At 61.2% G+C, this 25,305-nt stretch carries 22 protein-coding genes and 1 pseudogene; 16 read left to right on the top strand and 7 right to left on the bottom strand.

Annotation, left to right across the window (positions count from 1 at the left end; all coding sequences use genetic code 11):
• The first annotated feature begins 97 nt into the window (after positions 1–97).
• The 3 genes from BDD18_RS15160 to rsxB all read left to right on the top strand — a co-directional run bounded on the left by BDD18_RS15160 (position 98) and on the right by rsxB (position 3,532).
• The gene (locus BDD18_RS15160; protein ID WP_142084216.1) at positions 98–1,171 is read left to right on the top strand and encodes a GTP pyrophosphokinase; all 1,074 of its coding nucleotides are present in this window, start codon (positions 98–100) and stop codon (positions 1,169–1,171) included.
• Between the two features lie 265 nt (positions 1,172–1,436).
• A complete protein-coding gene (locus tag BDD18_RS15155) occupies positions 1,437–2,837 on the top strand; it encodes a polyhydroxyalkanoate depolymerase (RefSeq protein WP_142084214.1) in 1,401 nt (466 codons plus the stop codon).
• Positions 2,838–2,869: 32 nt separating this feature from the next.
• Positions 2,870–3,532 carry an electron transport complex subunit RsxB gene (rsxB, locus tag BDD18_RS15150; RefSeq protein WP_142084212.1) on the top strand — a complete coding sequence of 221 codons (663 nt, stop codon included), beginning with the start codon at positions 2,870–2,872 and terminating at the stop codon, positions 3,530–3,532.
• An 83-nt stretch (positions 3,533–3,615) separates the two neighbouring features.
• Here the strand turns inward: rsxB and BDD18_RS22955 are convergent, their stop codons facing one another.
• From BDD18_RS22955 to BDD18_RS22945, 3 genes and pseudogenes are all read right to left on the bottom strand, one after another.
• The gene (locus tag BDD18_RS22955; protein ID WP_420837334.1) at positions 3,616–4,098 is read right to left on the bottom strand and encodes a cache domain-containing protein; all 483 of its coding nucleotides are present in this window, start codon (positions 4,096–4,098) and stop codon (positions 3,616–3,618) included.
• A gap of 75 nt (positions 4,099–4,173) precedes the next feature.
• Positions 4,174–4,524, bottom strand: a pseudogene (locus BDD18_RS22950) (methyl-accepting chemotaxis protein); the annotation flags it as partial.
• Positions 4,525–4,671: 147 nt separating this feature from the next.
• Positions 4,672–5,103 carry a HAMP domain-containing protein gene (locus BDD18_RS22945; RefSeq protein ID WP_142084208.1) on the bottom strand — a complete coding sequence of 144 codons (432 nt, stop codon included), beginning with the start codon at positions 5,101–5,103 and terminating at the stop codon, positions 4,672–4,674.
• Positions 5,104–5,270: 167 nt separating this feature from the next.
• Between BDD18_RS22945 and dapC the strand changes: the two genes are divergently transcribed.
• The 7 genes from dapC (at position 5,271) to BDD18_RS15105 (ending at position 15,541) form a co-directional block, all read left to right on the top strand.
• Positions 5,271–6,476: a succinyldiaminopimelate transaminase gene (gene dapC / locus BDD18_RS15135; RefSeq protein ID WP_142084206.1), complete on the top strand. Its 1,206-nt coding sequence runs from the start codon at positions 5,271–5,273 to the stop codon at positions 6,474–6,476.
• Between the two features lie 5 nt (positions 6,477–6,481).
• The gene (gene dapD / locus BDD18_RS15130; protein WP_142084204.1) at positions 6,482–7,315 is read left to right on the top strand and encodes a 2,3,4,5-tetrahydropyridine-2,6-dicarboxylate N-succinyltransferase; all 834 of its coding nucleotides are present in this window, start codon (positions 6,482–6,484) and stop codon (positions 7,313–7,315) included.
• Positions 7,316–7,407: 92 nt separating this feature from the next.
• Positions 7,408–8,568, top strand: coding sequence for a PilT/PilU family type 4a pilus ATPase (locus tag BDD18_RS15125; protein ID WP_142084202.1), 1,161 nt, complete (start codon positions 7,408–7,410; stop codon positions 8,566–8,568).
• A gap of 39 nt (positions 8,569–8,607) precedes the next feature.
• The gene (gene dapE / locus BDD18_RS15120) at positions 8,608–9,801 is read left to right on the top strand and encodes a succinyl-diaminopimelate desuccinylase (protein WP_142084200.1); all 1,194 of its coding nucleotides are present in this window, start codon (positions 8,608–8,610) and stop codon (positions 9,799–9,801) included.
• Positions 9,798–10,706: a 50S ribosomal protein L3 N(5)-glutamine methyltransferase gene (gene prmB / locus BDD18_RS15115; RefSeq protein ID WP_142084198.1), complete on the top strand. Its 909-nt coding sequence runs from the start codon at positions 9,798–9,800 to the stop codon at positions 10,704–10,706. Before dapE ends, prmB begins: the two co-directional genes overlap by 4 nt.
• A 205-nt stretch (positions 10,707–10,911) precedes the next feature.
• Positions 10,912–12,951, top strand: coding sequence for an ABC-F family ATP-binding cassette domain-containing protein (locus BDD18_RS15110; RefSeq protein WP_142084196.1), 2,040 nt, complete (start codon positions 10,912–10,914; stop codon positions 12,949–12,951).
• A gap of 871 nt (positions 12,952–13,822) precedes the next feature.
• Positions 13,823–15,541, top strand: coding sequence for a sensor histidine kinase (locus BDD18_RS15105; protein ID WP_142084194.1), 1,719 nt, complete (start codon positions 13,823–13,825; stop codon positions 15,539–15,541).
• A 38-nt stretch (positions 15,542–15,579) separates the two neighbouring features.
• Here BDD18_RS15105 and BDD18_RS15100 read toward each other — a convergent pair whose 3' ends face one another.
• The gene (locus BDD18_RS15100; protein ID WP_142084192.1) at positions 15,580–16,479 is read right to left on the bottom strand and encodes a LysR family transcriptional regulator; all 900 of its coding nucleotides are present in this window, start codon (positions 16,477–16,479) and stop codon (positions 15,580–15,582) included.
• A gap of 167 nt (positions 16,480–16,646) precedes the next feature.
• On the opposite strand from BDD18_RS15100, the gene BDD18_RS15095 reads away from it, so the two are divergent.
• From BDD18_RS15095 to mmsB, 5 genes are all read left to right on the top strand, one after another.
• Complete coding sequence (locus BDD18_RS15095; protein WP_142084190.1) at positions 16,647–18,170, top strand: CoA-acylating methylmalonate-semialdehyde dehydrogenase; 1,524 nt, start codon at positions 16,647–16,649, stop codon at positions 18,168–18,170.
• Between the two features lie 196 nt (positions 18,171–18,366).
• Entirely contained in the window at positions 18,367–18,744 is a 378-nt protein-coding gene (locus tag BDD18_RS15090) for a lysozyme inhibitor LprI family protein (RefSeq protein ID WP_211360802.1), read from the top strand.
• Between the two features lie 53 nt (positions 18,745–18,797).
• Positions 18,798–19,964, top strand: coding sequence for an acyl-CoA dehydrogenase family protein (locus BDD18_RS15085; protein ID WP_142084186.1), 1,167 nt, complete (start codon positions 18,798–18,800; stop codon positions 19,962–19,964).
• A gap of 86 nt (positions 19,965–20,050) precedes the next feature.
• Entirely contained in the window at positions 20,051–20,539 is a 489-nt protein-coding gene (locus BDD18_RS15080) for a TfoX/Sxy family protein (protein ID WP_142084185.1), read from the top strand.
• A gap of 116 nt (positions 20,540–20,655) precedes the next feature.
• The gene (gene mmsB / locus BDD18_RS15075) at positions 20,656–21,537 is read left to right on the top strand and encodes a 3-hydroxyisobutyrate dehydrogenase (protein WP_142084182.1); all 882 of its coding nucleotides are present in this window, start codon (positions 20,656–20,658) and stop codon (positions 21,535–21,537) included.
• 103 nt (positions 21,538–21,640) lie between these two features.
• Here mmsB and BDD18_RS15070 read toward each other — a convergent pair whose 3' ends face one another.
• Together BDD18_RS15070 and BDD18_RS15065 are read right to left on the bottom strand one after the other, a co-directional pair.
• Positions 21,641–21,940, bottom strand: coding sequence for a hypothetical protein (locus BDD18_RS15070; RefSeq protein WP_142084180.1), 300 nt, complete (start codon positions 21,938–21,940; stop codon positions 21,641–21,643).
• 172 nt (positions 21,941–22,112) lie between these two features.
• Entirely contained in the window at positions 22,113–23,288 is a 1,176-nt protein-coding gene (locus BDD18_RS15065) for a hypothetical protein (RefSeq protein WP_142084178.1), read from the bottom strand.
• A 121-nt stretch (positions 23,289–23,409) separates the two neighbouring features.
• Between BDD18_RS15065 and BDD18_RS15060 the strand changes: the two genes are divergently transcribed.
• Positions 23,410–23,757 (top strand): helix-turn-helix domain-containing protein, encoded by a 348-nt coding sequence (locus BDD18_RS15060; protein ID WP_142084176.1) that lies wholly within the window; start codon positions 23,410–23,412, stop codon positions 23,755–23,757.
• Between the two features lie 179 nt (positions 23,758–23,936).
• Here the strand turns inward: BDD18_RS15060 and icd are convergent, their stop codons facing one another.
• Entirely contained in the window at positions 23,937–25,196 is a 1,260-nt protein-coding gene (gene icd, locus BDD18_RS15055; protein ID WP_066784016.1) for an NADP-dependent isocitrate dehydrogenase, read from the bottom strand.
• Positions 25,197–25,305 lie beyond the last annotated feature (109 nt).

The raw sequence follows: 25,305 nt of genomic DNA, 5'->3' as shown, positions 1-25,305 counted from the left end.
TTTTCTGCGCCTGACACCTGGGGTGTGGTGGACAATCCACGCCTGGTACCGCCCCCTCGGGCGGCAAATCCCCAGCTGCACTACCCTGTAAACACCCATGGCCCAGATCCCCCTGGAGCTGGAAGAAACCCAGTTCCGCCACTTCTACGCCGACCACCTTACGCAACTGCAAGCCGCGTGCGCGCGGGTCGTGAGCACGGTTCGGGCACTGGTCGAGGCTGCGCCGGGGCTGGAAATCTCCAAGGTCGAGGGCCGCGTCAAGGACGTGGAAGAGTGCATCCGCAAATTCCGCCGCAAATACCGCGCAGCCCTGGAAGAGCGCAACACGCCCTACGAGATCCAGCACTGGATCACGGACCTGATCGGTGTGCGCGTGGTCTGCCTGTACGAAGACGAAATCGAGAAGGTGGCCCACCTCATGCAATCGCACTTTGATGTGATTGAAGTGACCGACAAGGTGGCAGCCGTTGAGTCCACCGAAGCGGAATTTGGCTACAAAGGCCTGCACCTGGACCTGCGCTGGAACAATGCGCAACGGGCCACGCCCGAACACGCGGCAGAAGCCCCATGGCCTTTTGAGCTGCAGATCCGCACCATCATCCAGGATTCGTGGAGTGTGCTGGACCACAAGATCAAGTACAAGAAATCCATTCCCGGGCAGCTCAAACGCCGTATCAATGTGCTGTCTGCCCTGTTCGAGCTGGCTGACCGGGAGTTTTTGCAGATTCGCGACGCCACCGCTGCCGAGCTGCTCAAGGCCCCGGACGAAACCGCCGAGCCCGCACCAGAAACGCAGACCGATCCGCTGGAGCCCACCAAATCCCCCAGCCTGGGCAGCGAGCTCAACGCGTTCACCTTCCTCAAGATTGCCAACCACTTTTTCAAGGACTTCGAGTTCGAGCCTTCCAAGGTAGACAGCTTTGTGGCCGACATCCACCAGTGGCAGCCGGGCATGACACGCGCCCAGCTCAATGAGCTGTTGCGCCACACGATTGGCACGGTCAAGAAGTACAAGCTGCACTTCGAGGAACAAAACCCTGACGCGTCCTTCAACCCCTTCACCGTGATTCGGCATTGCCTGTACCTGGGGGACAAAAAGCTGTTTCGCACCGCGTTGCGCAACGTGGCCCGCCAGGCCTTTGAAGCCTGGCTGGCAGAAAACCAGGTTTGATGGACTTCTGGCCGAGATGCCGAACCGCCTGTGCGGCACTGGCAGAAAATAGAGTAAAAATCAGCTCTAACGCCCAATGACAAAGCGCCAGCAGCTATTCTATTGATAGCAAATCAGTTGTTTTCAAAGGCTTTGAGATGCCAAAGCCAGTGCCTTCGAACGCACCCAACCTGTCTCCAAGGCGACTACAGATTGGTGGTTCTACTCCATTCTTTTGTTACGGAGTGCTGCTATATTGCACCGCAACATAACGGAGTTTCGCCCCATGCTCTACCAGATTTACGAAACCCAGCGCTCCTTGATGGAGCCTTTTGCTGACTTCGCGCAAGCCGCGTCCAAATTGTTCAGCAACCCCCTGTCGCCATTCAACCAGATCCCGATGGCACAGCGTATGTCTGCGGGGTACGACCTGCTGTACCGGCTGGGCAAGGACTACGAAAAGCCCACCTTTGATATCCCCAGCGTGGAGGTGGACGGCGTGGGCGTGGCCATCCATGAACGGGTGGAGCTGGACAAGCCCTTTTGCGAATTGCGCCGTTTCAAACGCTTTTCCGACGACCCCGCCACGCTGACCAAGATCAAGAACCAGCCAGTGGTGCTGGTGGTGGCACCGCTTTCCGGGCACTACGCCACGTTGCTGCGCGACACCGTGCGCACCATGCTCAAGGACCACAAGGTCTACATCACCGACTGGAAAAACGCCCGCCTGGTGCCGCTGTCCGAAGGTGAGTTCCACCTGGATGACTACATCAACTACGTGCAGGAGTTCATTCGCTACCTGCAGGGCGTGTACGGCAACTGCCACGTCATCAGTGTGTGCCAGCCTACGGTGCCTGTGCTGGCAGCGGTGTCGTTGATGGCCAGCCGCGGTGAAACCACCCCGCTGACCATGACCATGATGGGCGGCCCCATTGACGCGCGCCGATCGCCCACGGCCGTGAACAACCTGGCCATGAACCGCAGCTATGAGTGGTTTGAAAACAATGTGATCTACCGCGTGCCAGACAACTTCCCCGGCGCTGGCCGGCGTGTGTACCCAGGCTTTCTGCAGCACACGGGCTTTGTGGCAATGAACCCTGACCGGCACGCCACCAGCCACTATGACTACTTCAAGAACCTGATCAAGGGCGACGACGCCAGCGCCGAAGCCCACCGCAAGTTCTACGACGAGTACAACGCGGTGCTCGACATGGACGCCGACTACTACCTGGAAACCATCAAGACGGTGTTCCAGGAATACAAGCTGGTGCACGGCACCTGGGATGTGCGCTCGCCCGAAGGCAAGATCGAGCGCGTGCGTCCCCAGGACATCACCACCACGGCCCTGTTCACCGTAGAGGGCGAACTGGACGATATCTCGGGCTCCGGCCAAACCAAGGCCGCCCACGACCTGTGCACCGGCATTGTGAGCAAGGAACAGCGCCACCTGGAAGCCAAGGGTGCCGGGCACTACGGCATCTTCAGTGGCCGCCGCTGGCGCGAACTGGTGTACCCGCAGGTGAAGGCCTTCATTCTGGAACACCAGGCAGGCTTGAAACCGGCAGCTGCTGGTAAATCGGGCGCTGCTGCCGAGGTGGCTCCATCGGATACAGACGCCATGGCTGCGGCCAACGTGTCAGCCAGCCCCGCGCAGCGCCCGCGCCGATCCTCGGCGCGCAAGGCTTGAGCCCTGTCGTGCCCGCCAGGGTGGGCACCCCGATGAGCGATTTGGCGCGTCGGATCGACGCAGCCCTACCGCAAACGCAGTGCACCCGCTGCGGCTACCCCGATTGCGCGGCCTACGCGCGCGCTGTCGCGGCTGGTGAAGCAGGAATCAACCAGTGCCCTCCCGGCGGCGCTGAAGGCGTCGCGCGGCTGTCGGCCATCACCGGCCTGCCGGAGGTCACCCTCAGCCCCGAACACGGCGTCGAGTCGCCACGTGCCGTGGCGTTGATTGATGAAAACTGGTGCATAGGCTGCACGCTGTGCATCAAGGCCTGCCCCACCGATGCCATCGTGGGCGCCAACAAGCTGATGCACACCGTGATGGAATCACACTGCACCGGCTGCGAGTTGTGCGTGCCGGTGTGCCCGGTCGACTGCATTCAGCTGGAGAACGCCACAGGCTCACGCACCGGCTGGGCCGCCTGGAGTGCAGAGCAAGCCGACGAAGCCAGACAACGTTACGCAGCCCGAACCTTGCGGCTGGAGCGCACAGCACCAGAAGCGGATAAAGATGTAGCAACGCTCTGCGACCCGGAACCTGCCAGCGCAACACCGCAGCCGGCTGCTGCTGCACCGGCGGCCGACGCAGCGGAGGCCCGCCGCGCCGCCATTGCCGCCGCCATGGAGCGCGCCAGGCAATTGCGGGCGCGAAGCTAAGCCTTCCAAGCCCGCAACGCAAGCCCAGCGGTTGGGCTGACGGGCGCTGGGGGCTTGTGCGTACCGCGCCTACCAAGTGCCTCTCAGCGCGCAGCAAGCGTCTTGTAGACGCCGCAGCCTACATATCCCGCATCCACCTGGCTCACAAAAGACATCTTGGTCTGCACCACGCCAGTGGCGGGATTGGTGATGTCATATTCCACCCAGCCAGGCCCATGCTGCGCCTGTGCCACGATGTCGTGCACCAGTTGATCGCCTGCGATCCCCGGAATGTCCTGCACTCGGGTGCCCACCTTGGCAGGGTTGCCACCAAAAGCCAGGTAGCGGCCGGTTTCGTCGAGTACGAACACATACATATCGCGGTCATGAAAACTGCCCGCCTTGTCGGTGATGCGGCTCAAAAACTGTTCCCTGGATGTGGATCGGTGCAACTCAACCGCTTTGCGCACCAGGCCCACCGCTTCTTCCGCGGTACCCTGTTGCAGTCGGAAGGCGGCCACCGCACGGTTCAACGTGCTGGCACGCTGCTCAAGAGCTTCGGCCTGCTGCACGGCCAGCCCCACCATCTGGGCGTTGTCCTGTGTGATCTGATCCAGCTGCTGGACCGCGCCGCTGATTTCCTTGAGGCCCGTGCTCTGCTCGTTGCTGGAGTTGGCAATCTCGCTCATGCTGGCGGCCACGCTGTGGATGCCCCCGGCCATCGCCGAAATGCCCTCGCCTGCTGAGCGGATCAGGCTGGCACTGGATTCGACCTGCCCCACCGACGTCTGGATCAAGTCGCGAATCTCGCGGGCCGCCTCGCCAGAGCGCTGCGCCAGCATGCGAACCTCGGACGCCACCACGGCAAACCCCCGGCCTTGCTCACCAGCCCGGGCCGCCTCGACTGCAGCATTGAGCGCCAGGATATTGGTTTGAAAGGCGATGCCATCGATCACGCCAATGATTTCGCTCATGCGCCGGGCGCCTTGCTGAATGGCTTCCACCGACTGCACCGCACGGGCCATGGCCTGCGCGCCGGTGTCCGCCGCCTGCCGCACTTGTGCGGCTTTCTGGTCGGCACTCAAGGCGGTATGGGCATTGTTTTGCACAGTGGACGAAAGCTCTTCCACACTGGCTGCCGTCTCCTCCAGGTTGGCTGCCTACTGCTCAGTCCGGTCGGCCAACGCGCGGTTGCCATGCGCCAGGCTCTGGCCGGCGTGGGCCACCAGGGCTGCGTTGCTGCGAATGTCAGCCACCATGGCCGATAGCTTGTAGACCATCTGGTCCAGCGAACGGGCCATCTCGGCCATTTCGTCATGCCCCTGCAGGCTGGCGTGCACGGTCAGATCACCCTGCGTGGTTTGCTGCATCGACCGCGCGACCAAAGCCATGTCGTGCGACAGAGTCAACCACAACACCAGCTGCACATACAGCATCAGAACGCAAGCCACCGCAGTGAGCCACCAGGGCGCCGCCATCACGGCAAGCACCACGGCCACCAGCGACTGGGCAGCGCACCAGCCGAGTTTTCCGGGCAGCTTGAGCCGCCTCATCAGCCATGCACCCGGCCGCAAAGGTGAAAACGCCACCATGTCTCTTGTCTCCTGTTTCTAGTTGTATCTAACCCATGCTAGGGGCCGGCTCTTACGCTGCGTTGACGACAGGCTGACATTCAGGGTAACCACCCAGTCGAAAGCGTCGGTTGCACCCGTGCTTTGGTAGCCCACGGTAGTACAGGCATCCACCATAATGCAACCCCATGAATTCCCTGCTTTCTCTCCTGCAGCCCTACCCTTTTGAGCGGTTGAAGCAACTGTTTGCCGAGGTGACGCTCCCGGCCAACTACTCCGCGATCAGCCTGGGCATGGGCGAACCCCGCCATCCCACACCCCAGTTCATCAAAGATACGCTTTGCAGCCACCTGGAGGGATTGGCCAGCTACCCGGCCACCGCAGGAGACATCCGCTTGCGCACCGCTTTCACCGAGTGGATCCAGCGCCGCTATCAGCTCGACCTGAGCCCCGCCACGCAGGTGCTCCCGATCAACGGCTCTCGCGAAGCGCTGTTCGCATTTGCTCAAACAGTCATTGACGGGGCCCAACCAGACCCCATGGTGGTCTGCCCCAACCCGTTCTATCAAATCTACGAAGGCGCAACCCTGCTGGCGGGCGCCAAGCCTTATTACGCCCCCAGCGACCCGGCCCGCAACTTCGCGGTGGACTGGGACGGCGTGCCTCTGGACGTATGGCAGCGCACCCAGTTGATCTTTGTGTGCTCGCCCGGCAACCCCACAGGTGCGGTCATGCCGCTGAACGAGTGGCACAAGCTGTTTGCCTTGAGCGACCGTTACGGCTTTGTCATCGCATCGGACGAGTGCTACAGCGAAATTTACTTCCGTGACGAGCCACCGCTGGGCGGCCTGGAAGCGGCCAAGAAGCTGGGGCGGCACGATTTCAAGAACCTGATCTCCTTCACCAGCCTGTCCAAGCGCAGCAACGTGCCCGGCCTGCGCAGCGGCTTCGTGGCTGGCGACGCGGCCTTGATCAAGAACTTCCTGCTCTACCGCACCTACCACGGCAGCGCCATGAGCCCCATCGTGCAAGAGGCCAGCATCGCTGCTTGGGGCGATGAGGAACATGTGGCGCAAAACCGGGCCCTGTACCGCAAGAAGTTCGCACAAGTCACCCCCTTGCTGGCAGGCGTGATGGATGTGGCCTTGCCCGATGCAGGTTTTTACCTCTGGGCCAAGGTGCCCGATGCACTGGGCATGACCGATGCTGAGTTCGCGAAGGCCCTTTTGGCTCAATACAATGTCACCGTGCTGCCTGGCAGCTACCTGGCCCGCGAGGCGCAGGGCAGCAACCCCGGCGCCCAGCGCGTGCGCATGGCCCTGGTGGCCGACACCGAAGAATGCGTGGAAGCCGCCCTGCGCATCGTCCAATTCATCCAATCCCGTACTGCTTGAACAACATGAGCCAACAACTGCAAAACACCATCGAAACCGCCTGGGAAAACCGCGCCAACCTGTCCCCCGCCTCTGCCCCCAAGGAAGTGGTGGATGCGGTGGAGCAAGTGATTGCCGAGCTGAACAACGGCACGCTGCGCGTGGCTACCCGTGAGGCCGTGGGCCAATGGACGGTACACCAGTGGATCAAGAAGGCCGTGCTGCTGTCCTTCCGCCTCAAGGACAACGACGTCATCCAGTCGGGCGACCTGACTTTCTACGACAAGGTGCAAACCAAGTTTGCCCACCTGAGCGCTGATGAACTCAAGGCGACCGGCGTGCGCGTGGTGCCTCCAGCCGTGGCCCGCCGCGGCAGCTACATCGCCAAGGGCGCCATCCTGATGCCCTCTTACGTCAACATCGGCGCCTATGTCGGCGAAGGCACCATGGTGGACACCTGGGCCACCGTGGGTTCCTGCGCACAGATCGGCGCTGGCGTGCACCTGTCGGGCGGCGTGGGCATTGGCGGCGTGCTGGAGCCGCTGCAAGCAGGCCCCACCATCATTGAAGACAACTGCTTCATCGGTGCGCGCTCCGAAGTCGTCGAAGGCGTGGTGGTGGAAGAAAACTCGGTTCTGGGCATGGGCGTGTACCTGGGCCAAAGCACCCCCATCTTCAACCGCGCTACCGGCGAAATCAGCTACGGCCGCGTGCCTGCAGGTTCCGTGGTGGTCAGCGGCAACCTGCCCAAGACGGCCGCCAACGGCGCGCCTTACAGCATGTATGCCGCCATCATCGTCAAGCAAGTGGATGCGCAAACGCGTTCCAAGACCAGCATCAACGATCTGCTGCGCGACTGATCGCGCAGGCCCAGGGCTGGCGCGCGCGCCGCGCCGGCCTTGAAAAGAGCCGCCTAGGCCGCTGGCAGACCCAGAACGAGAGGGAGATACCCATGAGTACGATGGAGCGGATTCTTCGCCTGATGAGCGAAAAGAAAGCGTCAGACGTTTACCTGTCTGCCAACGCCCCGGCGCTGATCAAGATCAACGGCGAGTGCATACCGATCAACAACCAGGTGCTGCCGCCAGACGCTCCACGCAACCTGCTGTCTGAAATCGTCCCCGCCGAGCGCATTGAAGAGCTGGAGGAAACCGGCGAGCTGAACATGGGCGTGCCGCTCTCAGGCGTCGGGCGCTTCCGTATCAGCGCCATGCGCCAGCGCGGCAGCTATGCCGTGGTGGTTCGCTTCATCTCGCAGCAGGTGCCCGATTTTGAATCGCTGAACCTGCCGCCCGTCCTGACCGAACTGATTCTGGAAAAGCGCGGCCTGATTCTGGTGGTGGGCGCTACGGGCTCTGGCAAAAGCACCACCCTGGCCTCCATGATCGACACGCGCAACGCCTTGATGTCCGGGCACATTCTCACCATCGAAGACCCGGTGGAATACCAGTTCCGCAACAAGAAATCGATCGTGAACCAGCGCGAGATCGGCAGTGACACCCAATCGCTGCAGACCGCCCTCAAGAATGCACTGCGCCAAGCCCCTGACGTGATTCTGATCGGGGAAATCCGTGACCGGGAAACCATGTCCTCGGCCATCGCGTATGCGCAGTCGGGCCACTTGTGCCTTGCTACCTTGCACGGCAACAACAGCTACCAGGCACTCAACCGCATTCTGAGCTTCTACCCTGCCGAGGTGCGCCCCACCATGCTCGGTGACCTGGCCTCGTCCCTCAAAGCCATCGTCTCGCAACGCCTGGTGCGCACGGTGGAAGGCGCACGCGTTCCTGCCGTGGAAGTCATGCTCAATACCAAGCTGGTGGCTGATCTGGTGGAAAAAGGCGACTTTTCCGGCGTCAAAGACGCCATGGAGAAATCCATGGCCGAAGGTTCGCAAACCTTTGAAGAAGACCTCGCGCGCCTGATCATGGAAAAGAAGATCGACCGCAAGGAAGGCATGGCCTATGCCGATTCGCCCACCAACCTGATGTGGCGCCTGCAAAACGACTTTGCCCAGGCCGCCAATGCCGCGAAAGCGCAAAAAGAAGCCCGCGACACCCCCGACGACCAGCCCTCGTTCACCGAGATCGTGCTGGACGTCAAAGGCAGCTGAGCCCGTTGGGCCCAGCGCGCTTGAAACCTGTGATTGCCAATGACCCGTACCCTGCACCTTGCTGAACAACTGATCGCCCTGCCCTCCATCACGCCGCTGGACGAAGGATGCCTGGAACTGCTCGCGCAGCGCCTTCAACCCCTGGGATTTGTGTGCGAACGGCTGGACAGCGGGCCTGCCGATTTCCGTGTCAGCAACTTGTGGGCAAAAAGGCCTGCAGCGCAATCTGGACAAGCGCCAGCAGCTATCAAAACCATAGTATTTGCAGGCCATACCGACGTGGTGCCCACAGGCCCGTTGGCCCAGTGGAGCAGTGACCCGTTCACCCCCACCCACAAGGACGGCAAGCTGTACGGGCGTGGCGCCAGCGACATGAAGACGTCCATTGCCGCGTTTGTGGTGGCCGTGGAAGAATTTCTGGCTGCCTACCCTGATGCACCGCTCAACATCGCTTTCCTGCTGACCAGCGACGAGGAAGGCCCTTCCGTGGATGGCACGAAGGTGGTGGTGGAGCAACTCCGCGCGCGTGGTGAGCCTCTCGACTATTGCATCGTGGGTGAGCCCACCTCGGTCGAGCGCACGGGCGACATGATCAAGAACGGCCGCCGCGGCACCTTGAGCGGCAAGCTCACCGTGCGCGGCATCCAGGGCCACATCGCCTATCCCCAACTCGCCCGCAACCCCATCCACCAAGCCCTGCCTGCGCTGGCCGAACTGGCAGCCACCGTGTGGGACCAAGGCAACGCCTTCTTCCCGCCCACCAGCTGGCAGATCAGCAACATCCACGGGGGCACGGGCGCCACCAACATCATCCCCGGCGATGTGGTGGTGGACTTCAACTTCCGGTTCTGCACAGAATCCACAGCCGAAAGCCTGCAGCAGCGGGTGCACGCCGTGCTCGACCGCCATGGACTGGAATACGACCTGCGCTGGACGCTGGGCGGCCAGCCCTTCCTGACCACGCCTGGAGAGCTGGTCACCGCAGTGCAACAAGCCATTGCCGGCGAAACGGGGCTTTCCACCGAACTGTCCACCACGGGCGGCACCAGCGACGGGCGTTTCATCGCCCAGATCTGCCCCCAGGTCATTGAACTGGGCCCGCCCAACGCCACGATCCACAAGATCGATGAGTATGTGGTGGTGGCCGACATTGAACCGCTGAAGAACATTTATCGCCGCACGCTGGAAAACCTGCGTCAGCAAGCGCTGGAACGCATGGCGGTGGCAGCATGAGCCACACCCCCACCCAACCCCTGACCGTCGCTGCCGCCGTCGCACGGGCTGCTCAGCGGTTGTCTTCTGCCGGACTGGCTTTTGGCCACGGCACGACCAACGCCGAAGACGAAGCCGCATGGCTGGTGTTGTGGCGCCTGGGACTGCCCCTGGACAGCGACCTGTCTGACGCGCCAGATTCCATCGCCCACCGCACCGTGACTGCCGAAGAAGCGGCTGCGGTCGATGCGTTGATCGACCAGCGCATCCAGACGCGCAAACCTGCGGCCTACCTCACGCATGAGGCCTGGCTGCAAGGCGTGCCGTTCTACGTGGACGAGCGCGCCATCGTGCCCCGCAGCTTCATCGCTGAACTGCTGGCCGACGGCAGCATTGACGACTTTTTGGGGGAACACACCCGCCGTGTGCTCGATTTGTGCACCGGCAATGGCAGCCTGGCCATCCTGGCCGCCATGGCGTACCCGGAAGTAGAAGTCACGGGCGCTGACATTTCTGCCGATGCGCTCGCCGTTGCGCGCATCAACGTGGACAAGCACGGCTTGGCGCAGCGCGTGCAGTTACAAATCTCGGACGGCATGGAGTCGCTACCCGGCCCGTGGGACTTGATTCTGTGCAACCCGCCCTACGTCAACGCGCAAAGCATGTCGAACCTGCCTGCCGAATACCGGGCAGAGCCTGAACTGGCCCTGGCAGGCGGCACCGATGGCATGGATTTCATTCGCAGGCTGCTGCGCGATGCGCCCGCACGCATGAGCGAACACGCCGTGTTGGTGCTGGAAATCGGCAACGAACGGGAATTTTTTGAAGCTGCCTTCCCGACATTGCCCGTGTTCTGGATCGAAACCAGCGCCGGTGAAGACCAAGTGCTGCTGGTCACCCGCCAAGCCTTGCTGGGACAAGGCTGACGGCAGGTGGGCGGCGCATCTTGAGCTTCCGCCCTCTTCCCGAAACCGGGCCCAGACCACCCGGTCACTGAAACCCCGATAATAGAAGGCTGCCTCCAGCCCACCGCACACACTCACCGTGTGCCGCGTTGATGGGCCAGGGGCCTACCCTACACAGGGTGGACAGGGCAACGCACTGCGCAGCCCCCGCCCTGCCTGCACTCTCATGATCACTCTCAAAAATATCGTCCTGCGCCGGGGCACCAAGGTGCTGCTGGACAACGTCTCCGTCACACTCAACCCCGGCGAAAAAGTCGGCCTGGTGGGCCGCAATGGCGCAGGCAAATCCACCCTGTTTGCCCTGCTCAATGGCACGCTGCACGAAGACGGCGGCGATTTCTCCATTCCCAAGCAGTGGCGCATGGCCCAGGTGGCGCAGAACATGCCGGAAACAGACGAAACCGCCACGGCCTTCGTTCTGGCGGGCGACACCCGACTGGCGGAACTGCACGCGCAGCGCCTGCAGCTCGAAAACAGCGACGCCAGCTACGACGACCCGGAGCATGGCATGGCCATTGCGCAGGTCTACACCGACCTGGCTGACGCAGGCGACCACGATGCAGAACCACGCGCCCAGGCGCTGATCCTGGGGCTGGGCTTTCAGGCGCATGAGCTTGACCGCCCCGTCAACAGCTTCTCGGGCGGCTGGCGCATGCGGCTGCAGCTCGCTCGCGCGCTGATGTGCCCTTCTGACTTGTTGCTGCTGGACGAGCCCACCAACCACTTGGACTTGGATGCGCTGGTGTGGCTGGAAGCCTGGCTCAAAAAATACGCCGGCACGATGATCGTCATCAGCCATGACCGCGAGTTTCTGGACGCCGTCACCAACGTCACGCTGCAAATTGATAGCGCCAAGCTGACACGTTACGGCGGCAACTACAGCAAATTTGAAGAGCTGCGTGCCCAGCAAATGGAGCTGCAACAGGCCGCCTACGCCAAGCAGCAGGACAAGATTGCCCACCTGCAGAAGTTCATCGACCGTTTCAAGGCCAAAGCCAGCAAAGCCAAGCAGGCGCAGAGCCGCGTCAAGGCGCTGGAACGCATGGAACGCGTCGCGCCCCTGCTCGCCGAGGCCGAGTTCACCTTCGAGTTCAAGGAACCGGTCAACCTGCCCAACCCCATGCTGGCCATCAGCGATGCTTCGTTTGGCTACCAGACTGAAGACGGCACCAAAACCATTCTGCAAGGCGTCAACCGCTCGGTTCTGGCCGGCCAGCGCATCGGCATCCTGGGTGCCAATGGCCAGGGCAAGTCCACGCTGGTCAAAACCATCGCCCGTGAAATGGCGCCGCTGGCCGGTACGGTGACGGAAGGCAAGGGCCTGTCCATCGGCTACTTCGCCCAGCAGGAACTGGACGTGCTGCGCCCCGGCGAAAACCCGCTGGAGCACATGATCCGCCTGGCCCGCGAGATGGGCGCCAACGCCCGTGAATCCACCCGCGAACAGGACCTGCGCAGCTTTCTGGGCAGCTTCAACTTCAGCGGTGACATGGTCAAACAGGCCGTGGGCACCATGAGCGGTGGCGAAAAAGCCCGCCTGGTGCTGGCCATGATGGTCTGGCAGCGCCCCAACCTGCTGCTGCTGGACGAACCAACCAACCACCTTGACCTGGCCACCCGTGAAGCCCTCTCGATGGCACTCAACGAATTTGAAGGCACCGTGATGCTGGTCAGCCATGACCGCGCCCTGCTGCGCGCGGTGTGCGACGAGTTCTGGCTGGTCGGGCGCGGTGTGGTCGGCCCCTTCGACGGTGATCTGGACGACTACCAGCGCTACCTGCTGGAAGAATCCAAACGCCTGCGCGAGCAAACGCGCCAGGACGAGGCCGCCGCCCGCATCGCAGCAGCAGCCCCTGCCACCCCCGCGCCAGAAACGACGCCTCCTCCATCTGCGGCTGCTGCCCCCGCGCCTCAGATCAAGGACAGCAAAGAACAGCGCCGCCTGGATGCCCAGGCGCGCCAGCAACTGGCAGACAAAGCCCGCCCGCTCAAGAAAGAGCTGGAGCAGATCGACAAACGCTTGGCCACCTTGGCCGCCGAGCGTGCTGAACTGGAAACCCGACTCACCCAGCCCCTGCCCCCTGCGGAAATTGCCGACTGCGGCAAACGCCTAAAACAAGGGCAAGACGAAACGGAAAAGCTCGAAGAGCGGTGGCTGGAGATTTCTGCGGCCCTGGAAGACATGGGTGCCAGCAGCCCTGCTTGAATGAGCATCACCGGCTATTGCTGACGATTTTTGGGCCTAGCGCTTACCCAGAAAGCGCCAACAGCTATCAATTCAGGAGCAAATCAAGCCATACAAAAAACAGAAATTTTTTGGATCAGGGTGTCAACCGGGCATGCACGGCGCACGTTGTGGTTCCATCACAGGAGTTTTCCAGTATGAACACCACCCACATGTTGAACGCTTGGCCCGACGACGAACGCGATCGCAAACGCTCTCCTGCCCGCTGCTGAGCAACAGGCGACATTGGCGTCGCATCTCCAGGTTCCTCTTTCAAAGCCCCGGACTCCGGGGCTTTTTTCTGCCTGCGAGTTTCTGGAAGGTGGCGCAGCCCCCTCCATCTCTGACCGAAACCGGTGCAAGTTTTTGTGTTTGTGAAGGCGATGCTGTCAACCACCCATCCGGTAAGTGCGTTGACTGACTATCTCAGGAGCTTTTCCCATGAACACCACAATTTTGAACGCTTGGCCCGACGACGAACGTGACCGCAAACGCGCACCGGCAGCGCTTTGATTGGCATGTTGAGCATTCGGTATGTGGGTCTTTTTTAGCCCCATGAAATGCTCACCCTAGGTGTAGAAAAACGCTGAATCTCCTACCGCCGATACACCCAAATTACCAAGGGAACGTGATTGTCACGTTCCCTTTTTTCATGGCGCCGCCTGCAAGCCCACCGCAGTGGAAAGCTGGGCAGACCCCCACGCACACACAGTGCGAAGCTGGAGCAGCGCGCTGCTTCTTCCCAGCACCAAGCCAAATCTGCCGCGGCTTGCAATCATAAAATTTGATTTATTTGAAAAAAATTTATGATAAAAACATAAAATATAGACTTCATCTCAAAGTGGCGAGCACCATGCCCATCTCCCTGCCCAGCGTCATCAGCATGCGTGCGTTCCAGATACGCCTGCTCAACTGGATACTGCTGGCCAATGTGGGGTTCAGCCTGGTTCTGCTAGTTCTGGGGCTGACGCCGCTCATCGTGCCGCCGCCCTATTGGAGCCAGGTGCTGATTGGGGGCATATTGCTCATGCTGGCGTTGTGGGCGATTGTGCGGACAGCCCCCCAGCACTACGTCGCGGTATCTGTCGTGATGACGGTGGCGGCGCTGTTGCTGTTCACCTATGCACTCACGCAATCTCAGGCCAATGAGCTGCGAGCCGTCTGGTTCCTCACGGGGGTAGGCACCGCTTACATCCTGTTGGACAAGCGAGCGGGTATTGCTTACACGTTTGCCAGTCTGGCACTGGTGCTGGGTACCAACAGCATCCAGTCCCACCCTTACACGCAGCACGCGCTGATCGTTTTCACGCTGGCAACGCTGTTGTGCAGCATGTGTTTTCATATCTTCGTTTCGCATGGCGAGCGCCTGTACAAGCACCTGTCCAAGCGCGAGCAGCAGTACCGGCTGCTCACTGAAGGGGCCGAGGACGTGATCTGGCGCCTCAACTCAGACATGACGGTGGCGGATGTGAGTTCTGCCGACGAGCGGCTGCGCGGCGTGCCTGCGCATGAAGTGATCGGGCGACCCATCTCCGCTATCTTGACGGCCGAGGGCGCGCAGAGCCTGGACCAGGCCCTTCGCCAGAAAGAACGGCTGGCCATCCTTCCGCTGCCTTGCAAGAACGGCGAAATCCGCTGGTTTGAAATGACTGGCCGGGCCTATTTCGACGCCCGTGGCCGGCCCGCCGGGTACCACAGCATTGGCCGCGATGTGACAGAGCGTGTGCGCCTGGAGAGCGTGCTGCAGCAAGAGCGGCAATTGCTCGAAGAGCGGGTCAAGGAGCGCACGTCTGCTCTGTCTGTGGCCAAGCAGGCGGCTGAAGCCGCATTGCGCACCAAAACCGTGTTCCTGGCGAATATGGGGCACGAGCTGCGCACGCCCATGACACTCATCATGGGGATGACGGAACTGGCACTGAAGCGTGCGGCCGTAGCCGATGTACGGCCCATGCTGCAAGAAGTGCAGACGGCCGCGAAAAAGCTCATGGTGCTGCTCAACGATCTGATCGACCTGGCGGCGCTAGAGGCACACCAGGTCCCCTTCCAGCAAGAGCCTTTGTCCGTGCCCGATGTAGCTGCCAGCTCGGTACGGCTGATCGCCCCGCTTGCGGCACAAAAAGGCTTCTCGCTGGAACTCGTGCCCGCACCAGGCCTGCCCGCACAGTGGCATCTGGGTGACGCAGAACGCATCCAGCAAGTGCTGCTGAACCTGCTCGACAACGCCGTGAAGTTCAGCCACAGCGGCGCCATCCGCCTGGAGATCCATGCCCAGGAAGCGGGCGAGCGCACCACATGGTCGTTGCGGGTCATCGATCAGGGGATTGGCATTGCCGCCGCAGACCAACCCAGGCTGTTCACGATCTTTGAACAGATGGACGGGTCGGCGACGCGCTCTTTTGAGGGCGCGGGGTTGGGGCTGGCACTTTGCAAGCGCCTGGTGGAGGGCATGGGCGGACGCGTGGGCGTGGAGAGCGAGCTGGGCAAAGGCAGCTGTTTCTGGTTTGAGTTGACCTTGCCAAGCGCGCCGAGCCTGGACGACGCTACTCGTCCAACAGATCTACCCCCAGCCTAATCCCCAGCCAAGTCGCCGCGGATTGGCACAGCGCTCGCCTACCGCACGGCCTTGGGCTTGAGCAAATCTTGCTGAGCCGCCACGGTATCGCGCAGAAATGCCCAGGTCACCTGCATGCGCGCCAGGTGTTTGGATTCAGACGGCATGCTCATCCAGAACGTGCGGGTGAACTGCCCCTCTTGCGGCAAAACGCGGGTGAGCACCGGGTCACGGTCGGCCAAGAACGCGGGCAACACCGCCAGGCCCGCCCCCGCGCGCACGGCTTCGTATTGCGCCGTAATGCTGGTGCTGCGAAACGCGAAGCGCTCAGGCTGGTGCAAAGCGTCCAGAAACTGCAGCTCTTTGGTGAACAGCAAATCGTCCACATAGCTCACGAACGCATGGTGGCGCAGGTCTTCGCGCGTGGCCACCAGCGGCTTGCGGGCCAGATACTCGCGCTGGCCGTACAGATACAGGCTGTAGTCAGAAAGCCGGCTCACGATGACCGAGCCGCGTGTGGGCCGCTCCAGCGATATCACGATGTCCGCCTCGCGCCGCGACAGGTGCAGCATGCGCGGCAGCGCCAGCAGGTCAATCGACAAATGCGGGTGCTTGCGCGTGAGCTGTGCCAGGTGTGGCGCCAGTATCAACGTACCGAACCCTTCGGTTGCCCCCACGCGTACCAAGCCTGAGGGCCCCTCGTGCGATGCTGGCGCGGCGCGCTCGGCCCCCATCACGGCGGATTCCATCGCCTCCACCACCGGCAGCAACTGGCGCCCGGCCTCGGTCAGCCGGTGGCCCCCGGCCTCACGCGCAAACAGCGCTGCGCCCATCTGCTTTTCCAGCGCCTGGATACGGCGCGACACCGTGGTGTGCTCCACCGCCAGACGCCGGGCCGCCGCAGCCAGCGTGCCCGCGCGGGCCAGCTCCAGAAAATAGCGCAGGTTGTCCCAATCCATACCGGTCGTCCTCTCTCGCGGCAGTTTCATGCACCGCCCGTGATGTGCATTTTTGCAGATCAAAAGTGCACAAATTCATATTGTTATTTGTTTTTTGCACACATACCATGCGGCAGCTGGCTTTGCTAACGCACTGCTGTCCTGAAGCACCCCTTTGAGGAGACAACATGAACGCACCTACATCCACGGCCGTCCTGGCCCCCACCGTCAAGCTGCTGATTGGCGGCAAGTTTGTCGAATCCCAAACCACGCAGTGGCGCAACGTGGTGAACCCCGCTACGCAAGAAGTGCTGGCCCGCGTGCCCTTCGCCACGCCTGAAGAAATCAACGCCGCCGTGGCCAGCGCCAAGGAAGCGTTCAAGACCTGGAAGAAGACCCCCATCGGCACCCGCTCGCGCATCTTCCTGAAGCTGCAGCAGCTGATCCGCGAAAACATGAGCGAGCTGGCCGCACTGCTCACGGCCGAGCAAGGCAAGACCCTGCCCGACGCCGAAGGCGACGTCTTCCGCGGCCTGGAAGTGGTGGAACACGCCGCTGGCATTGGCAACCTGCAACTGGGGGAGCTGGCCAACAACGTGGCCAATGGCGTGGACACCTACACCGTGCTGCAGCCCCTGGGCGTGTGCGCGGGCATCACGCCCTTCAACTTCCCTGCCATGATCCCGCTGTGGATGTTCCCCATGGCCATTGCCACGGGTAACACCTTCGTGCTCAAGCCCTCTGAGCAAGACCCCATGGTGACCATGCGCCTGTGCGAACTGGCGCTTGAAGCCGGTACCCCCCCAGGCGTGCTCAACGTGGTGCATGGCGGTGAAGACGCCGTGAACGCCATTTGCGACCACGCTGATATCAAAGCCATCAGCTTCGTAGGCTCCACCAAGGTCGGCACCCATGTGTACAACCGCGCCAGCCTCAACGGCAAACGCGTGCAGTGCATGATGGGCGCGAAGAACCACGCCATCGTGGTGCCCGATGCGAACAAGGAACAGACCCTGAACGCCCTGGCCGGTGCCGCCTTTGGCGCAGCAGGCCAGCGCTGCATGGCCCTGTCGGTCGTCATTCTGGTGGGCGAATCGCAGAAGTGGATTCCGGAACTGGTGGCCAAGGCCAAGACCCTGAAGGTGAGCGGCGGCACGGAAAAAGGCACCGACGTAGGCCCACTGATCTCCTGCGCCGCACGCGACCGCGTGGTGGGCCTGATCGAGCGCGGCATTGCCGACGGCGCCACCCTGGAACTGGATGGCCGCAACCCCAGCGTGCCCGGCTATGAAAAGGGCAACTTCGTCGGCCCCACCATCTTCAGCGGCGTCAAGCCCGGCATGTCCATCTACGACCAGGAAATCTTTGGCCCCGTGCTGTGCCTGGCCGCTGCCGACACGCTGGACGAAGCCATTGAATTCATCAACAGCAACCCCAACGGCAACGGCACCGCCATCTTCACGCAAAGCGGCGCTGCGGCGCGCAAGTTCCAGGAAGAGATCGACGTGGGCCAGGTCGGCATCAACGTGCCAATCCCAGTGCCTGTGCCCATCTTCTCGTTCACCGGTTCGCGCGCTTCCAAGCTGGGCGACCTGGGCCCCTACGGCAAGCAAGTCGTGATGTTCTACACACAGACCAAGACGGTGACTGCACGCTGGTTTGACGACAGCACCGTGAGCCAGGGTGTGAACACCACGATCAGTTTGAAGTGACATCCCCCTGAGGCGCTGCGCGCCTTCCCCCTTCTCTCGCGCTTTGCCCGGGAAGGGGGATGCTACCCGTGCCTGAACCTCTGGATGGCGGCCCTTGCACGGTGGCACTGGCCTGGACAGCGCCGGTTTCGAGCACTGCAGGCGGTGGTAAAAGCAGGGCATGCAAACTTTTCAGACAACGATGCGGAAATGGACCATGGTCTTCGGTACTGCGTGCGTGATGCAGATGGACACCCTGGCCCACGCCCAGGCGGGCGCAGCCTGCCAACCCGGCGGCACGGTTGCCGAAGTCAATGCCTGCGCGGTGCAAGACTTTCAAGCGGCAGACACCACCATCCAGATCCTGTACGAAGACGTGATGCGCGCCCTCTCGGCCCACGAACGCCCGCAACTGCGGCAAGAACATTCCGCCTGGGTGCGCGAGCGCACGGTGCAATGCAAGCGCGAGACGCAAGCCACCGAAACCCAGCCCGAAGGCCCGCGCCTGTACCACCAGTGCCTGACGCGCAAAACGCAAGAGCGTCGCAAAGGCCTGATGCGCTGGCTGAGCAACGACAGCCCGGCCAGGCCCTGAAGCCTTGACGCCCCATTCACCCAAAGCCCCACAACAAGACAAGAGACAACGCCATGGACTTTGAGCTGACCGAAGAACAACGCGCCTTTGCCCACACCGCCCGCGACTTTGCCCTGGCCGAACTGGCCCCCCACGCGGCTGAGTGGGACGCCGAAGGCATCTTCCCCAAAGAGGCCATCGCCAAGGCGGGCGAACTGGGCTTTTGCGGCCTGTATGCGCCTGAAGCCGCAGGCGGCCTGGCCCTGCCCCGGCTGGACGCCACGCTGGTGTTTGAAGAAATGGCGGCGGTTGACCCCAGCACCACCGCCTTCATCACCATCCACAACATGGCCACCTGGATGCTGGGCACCTGGGCCACACCGGCGGTACGCGACCACTGGGGCCCGCTGCTCACCACCGGGCAAAAGCTCGCCAGCTACTGCCTGACCGAGCCCGGCGCGGGCTCCGACGCCGCCTCGCTCAAGACCCGCGCCGAGCTGGTGGGCAACGAATACGTCATCAACGGCAGCAAGGCCTTCATCAGCGGCGCGGGCAGCACCGATGTACTGATCTTGATGGCACGCACGGGTGACGCAAGCTCGGGCGCCAGCGGCATCAGCGCCTTTGCCGTGCCCGCCGATGCGCCCGGCATCACCTACGGCAAAAAAGAACACAAGATGGGCTGGAACAGCCAGCCCACCCGCACCATCAGCTTTGACAACGTGCGCATCCCCGCCAACCACTTGCTGGGGCAAGAAGGCGAAGGCTTCAAGATCGCCATGAAGGGGCTGGACGGCGGGCGCATCAACATCGCCACCTGCTCCGTCGGCGCAGCGCAAGGTGCCCTCGCTCAGGCGCAGCAATACATGCAAGACCGCAAGCAGTTTGGCAAAAGTATTGCCAGCTTCCAGGCCCTGCAGTTCAAGCTGGCCGACATGGCGACCGAACTGGTCGCCGCCCGCCAAATGGTGCGCCTGGCCGCCAGCAAGCTCGACGCCGGGGCGCGCGACGCCACCACCTACTGCGCCATGGCCAAGCGCTTTGCCACCGATGCAGGCTTTACCGTGGTGAACGAGGCCCTGCAGCTGCACGGCGGCTACGGCTACATCCGCGAATACCCGCTGGAGCGCCTGCTGCGCGACGCCCGCGTGCACCAGATTCTGGAAGGCACCAACGAAATCATGCGCGTCATCATCGCCCGCCGCATGTTGGATGGCGATGCGCCGGAGGCGATTCGCTGATGCCCCAGCGCTCGCCAGAACGCTCTGTTTTTGATAGCTGCCTGCGCTTACCCATCAAGCGCTAGCGGCCTATTTCATTCAAAGCCATGGCCACCCGCCCACTCAGCGACGAAACCCTGCACCTCATCGGCGCCCTGCGCACGGCCCTAGCGCAGCGCAGCGATGTGGACGAGCGCACCATGTTTGGCTGCTACTGCTTTTTTGTGGACGGCAAGCTGTGCATGGGCGTGAAGGGCGAAGAGTTGCTGGTGCGCCTGCCGCCAGATCGCCATGGCGAATTTCAAGAGATGCAGAACACCCGCGAACTCTCGCCCGGCGGCGGTATGCAAGGCTACTTCTGGGTAGAGCCCAACGGCTACGCCACCCGCGCGCAGTGGCGCTTGTGGCTGGACGAAGCCCTGGCCTACAACCCGCGGGCCAAGGCATCGCCGCGCCGCAAGCCCGCGGCAGCGAAAACAGCAGCCAGCGCGGCGCCCAAGGCAACGGCCAAAAAGTCAGCCACCGTGCCGAAGCGGCAATCAGGAAAAGCAGGCAACGCAGGCAAACGGCACAGCATTTTTGACGAGGACGACTGAGGCAGAGAAATCACAGTCAAATAGACCTCCTGCACTTATCTAGCAAGCGCTAGCAGCTACTAATTCAATAGCAATCACTTTTCACTTCACCTTAGACCGACCACAGGAGACAACACATGAAAATCGCATTCATCGGCCTCGGCAACATGGGCGGACCCATGGCACACAACCTGCACAAGGCAGGCCACGAAGTGCGCGCGTTTGACCTGTCCCAACCCGCCCGCGACAAGCTGGCCGCAGACGGCGTGCCCATCGCCGCCGACGCCAAAGCCGCCGTGCAAGGGGCCGAAGTCGTCATCAGCATGCTGCCCGCCAGCCAGCATGTGGAAGGCTTGTTTTTAGGCGAGGGCGACCTGCTGACCCAGCTGCCCGCAGGCACGCTGATCATCGACTGCTCCACCATCGCAGCCGCCACCTCCCGCAAGGTGGCCGAAGCCGCCAAGGCCAAGGGCGTGGCCTTTATCGACGCCCCCGTCTCGGGCGGCACCGGCGGCGCCATCGCAGGCACGCTGACCTTCATGGTGGGCGGCGACGCCGCCGACCTGGAACGCGCCCGCCCCGTGCTCGAAAAAATGGGCGCCAACATCTTCCACGCAGGCAGCGTGGGCGCAGGCCAGACGGCCAAAATCTGCAACAACATGCTGCTGGGTATCTTGATGGCAGGCACCAGCGAAGCCATTGCCCTGGGCGTAGCCAACGGCCTGGACCCCAAGGTGCTGAGCGAAATCATGCGCCGCAGCTCAGGCGGCAACTGGGCGCTGGAGAAGTACAACCCCTTCCCCGGCGTGATGGAAACGGCCCCCGCCAGCAAGGGCTACGCGGGGGGGTTTGGCACGGACCTGATGCTCAAAGACCTGGGCCTGGCGCAAGAGAACGCGATGGCGGTGAAGGCCGCCACGCCGCTGGGGGGCTTGGCGCGCAACCTGTATGCCATGCATTCGATCGCCGGCAATGGTGCGCTGGACTTCTCCAGCATCATCAAGACGGTATTGAAATAAGCCGCTGAAGTGATCCGATGCGGTGGGCAACTACCGCATCCGCAAGTTCACTATCAAAAAAATAGCTGCTTAACTTAGCGGCATTGCCCCGAAGGGTGCTTTTTCATTTGCTCCATGCACTGAATGATGCTAGAAGATCTGCATGCGATTCAATGATGGCTTGGCAGAATTCAGGATTTTCCGACAAGAAGCGATACAAGGGATATTTGTCAGGCTCAATTTCAACCTCTTCCTTTTTCACATTAACCACCGCATCTACAAAATATGGTGCAGGGCCAATAAGAATTACTTGTGGGTAGGCCAATGCAATCAGCGTGTCACCAATGGTTGTGTTGGTATCCTTGCGAAAAACTGGTTTGATATGGTTCTCAAAGAATGCAAAATGACTTTTCATGATTTCCATGTGAGTTGCAAAAACGTATTCGCTCTTCAACATGTAGTTTCAAGATGGCCATATCAGACTTTGAGTCGGGAGTCAGTAGAATTTCAGTCATGTCGCATTGACACAATTTTTAATCGATCTCGGATACGGGGAAGTTTCCCCGTATCACTATTGGCCCCAGAAAACTTTTAGATCATTGTTTTGCGCAAATTCCAATGCCACGTGTACTTTGATTTTCCACCACAGCCATGCTGGCAGACAGAGGCAGAATCAGAGCACTGCTGGATGGTTTGCCTGACATTTGAATTGTCATATACCCTGCAAATGTCAACTTGGAATTGTCCGAAGCATTGACGGTGTTGTAACTCAAGTCTTCAGACCAAGTGGAAGGGTTCTCGTTAGGATTGGTAATGGTGGCTTGACCTGTACCGGCAATCACTGTTGCAGTTCCATTGGATGTTCCGCATTTCCAGGTCCCGTTGAATTCAGAGCCCTTCAATGTCTGGCTCTTCACTGCATAGAAGTTGCCGACACGAACCGTACTGCTCGTACCGTTGTCGCCATTGCCAAAACGGTCAATCAGAAGCACCGGCCCCAGATCCCCGTTGCCCACCAGCAGGTTGCCAAAGTCATGAATGAGGTTGTCACTGCCAGTAACCGAGAGCTTATAGAAGCCACCATTGGCACCCGTGTCCTTGGCAATAGCAATCACCCCCTTCTCCGGTGTCTTGGTGTCAGTCTTGTCCACATCAATGCAGTTGCCAGAAGTGTCCACCTGCCCCCCAATGCACAGCGTAGCAGTTGCACCATCAGTTGAAATCAGCATTTGACCCGCAAAGAACTCAGGACTAGATCCGCCCACTTTTTCGCGTGTTGTACCCATGAAGGAGTAGATACCGGCAAGCTTGCTTGAGTTGGCAACTTGGTAGGGTGTGCCTGAGACAGTAGCACTTTGACTGCCCACCGTCATGCTGCCTGTGAGAGCACCAGTGCGAGTATCTTGCTTGAGATCCACCTTGTTGGCCAATGCGTAGGTCACGAAGTCACCAGAGACTGTGCGGGTCAAGGTGCCCGATTCAGCAGTCAAACCGTACTGGGAGTTGTTGGGGGTCAAGGTATAGGCCCCCGTGTCCTTAGTCACGGTCAAACGCCATGTGTCACCAATGCTGGCCAACACATCGAAGGATTCGGTGGCAGGATCGTTTGAAATGAGCGTTCCTCCCATAGTGGCCAAGTTGGTAGCCGCAGCGTCTGAGACTGTGGGAGCAGTGGCTTGGTCATCAGCATCTGCACCGCCTCCACCACCACAAGCAGCCAAGACCAAAGCCACGACAGACAGAGCAAATGCGACAGGTGTCTTTTTCTTCATAAGAAGCTTTCAGGTCAAAAAGTTTAGGAACACAACCTTGTAGTTCGTACCCCAACTTTAGCGCATGTTCAACTTCTTCGGTTGACTGACGACCATATGGGTAGACAAAAGGACGTCAAACATGCACCCAGACAACACCCACCGAGAGCTTTTCAAGAGCATTGGCCGCGTCTTGGCCCAAAGACGAGAGAGCACGGGACTGACACAGGAACAGGTAGCTGAGGTGCTTCAGATCGGCACAGAAGCCGTGTCACGCATGGAGCGAGGGATCACCATGCCCACCATCCAACGGATGGCGGAACTGGCTGACATCTATGGATGTGGCATTGAAGAGCTCGTGATCGCCACCAGCACCAGCGACCAGGCAGAGCTGATCTCACAGATCCTGCATACCCTGCCAGAAGCAGACAGGGCCATGATTGTTGAAGTAGTGCAGAAGATAGCTGAACGACTCAAGCACCACCTATAAGAATGCACAACCAAGGTAACGGCATGGACAAGAACGAACAACGATTGAAGATGATCGGCGCAAGCATCAAGCGTAAGCGCGAAAAATCAGGCTAGAAGAGCCTTTTTTATATCAACCCCTAGCGAAGAACCTCAACGCGAGGGATGGGAGGGTAGTGCACCGACCTGCGGTGACGCGGGTCACATCTGGTCGATCATCACCTGACCAAAGCCCGAGCAGCTCACCTGCGTGGCACCGTCCATCAGGCGGGCAAAGTCGTAGGTCACCTTCTTGCTGCCAATGGCTTTTTCCAGCGAGGTCAGGATCAGGTCGGCCGCTTCCTTCCAGCCCATGTGGCGCAGCATCATCTCGGCGGAGAGGATTTCGGAGCCGGGGTTCACATAGTCCTTGCCCGCGTACTTGGGTGCCGTGCCGTGGGTGGCTTCAAAGCAGGCCACCGAGTCGGACATGTTGGCCCCCGGCGCAATGCCGATGCCGCCCACCTGTGCGGCCAGCGCATCAGAGATGTAGTCGCCATTGAGGTTGAGCGTGGCCACCACCGAGTACTCGGCGGGGCGCAGCAAGATCTGCTGCAGGAAGGCATCGGCAATGCTGTCCTTGATGATGATTTCCTTGCCCGTCTTGGGGTTGGCAAACTTGCACCATGGGCCGCCGTCGATCAGCTCGGCGCCAAACTCCTTTTGCGCCAGGGCGTAGGCCCAGTCGCGGAAGCTGCCTTCGGTGTACTTCATGATGTTGCCCTTGTGCACGATGGTCACGCTGGGCTTGTTGTGGTCAATGGCGTACTGGATGGCCTTGCGGATCAGGCGCTCGGTGCCTTCGCGCGAGACGGGCTTGACGCCAATGCCCGAGGTGTTGGGGAAGCGGATCTTGGTGGCGCCCAGTTCGTTCTGCAAGAACGCGATGAGCTTCTTGGCCTTGTCGGACTCGGCGGGGAATTCAATGCCCGCGTAGATGTCTTCCGAGTTCTCGCGGAAGATGACCATGTTGGTCTTTTCAGGCTCTTTCAGCGGCGATGGCACGCCCTTGAAGTACTGCACGGGGCGCAGGCACACGTACAAATCCAGCTCCTGACGCAGGGCCACGTTCAGCGAGCGGATGCCGCCGCCCACGGGCGTGGTGAGCGGGCCTTTGATGGACACCACGTAGTCGCGCACGGCCTGCAGGGTTTCGTCGGGCAGCCACACATCGGGGCCATAGATGCGGGTGGCCTTCTCGCCCGCAAACACTTCCATCCACTGGATCTTGCGCTGGCCGCCGTAGCTCTTGGCCACAGCAGCATCCACCACCTTGATCATCACGGGCGTGATGTCGCGGCCCACGCCATCGCCCTCGATGAACGGGATGATGGGCTGATCGGGCACGTTCAGCGACATGTCGGCGTTGACGGTGATCTTCTGCCCCTCGGCAGGAACCTGGATGTGCTGGAAAGTGGTCATGGGCAAGGGTCTCCGTAGCGGCTAAACAGGGTTCAACCGGTGAATCAGGGGTTAGCGGGATGGCCTGCGGGCGGCAAGCGCCCGGCCAGGCGGCAAACTTTTTCATTTT

This window comes from Acidovorax temperans, from assembly GCF_006716905.1.
GTDB classification, from domain to species: domain Bacteria; phylum Pseudomonadota; class Gammaproteobacteria; order Burkholderiales; family Burkholderiaceae_C; genus Acidovorax; species Acidovorax temperans.
Note: the sequence above shows the minus strand (reverse complement) of the source record. Positions and strands in the feature narration are given on the sequence as shown.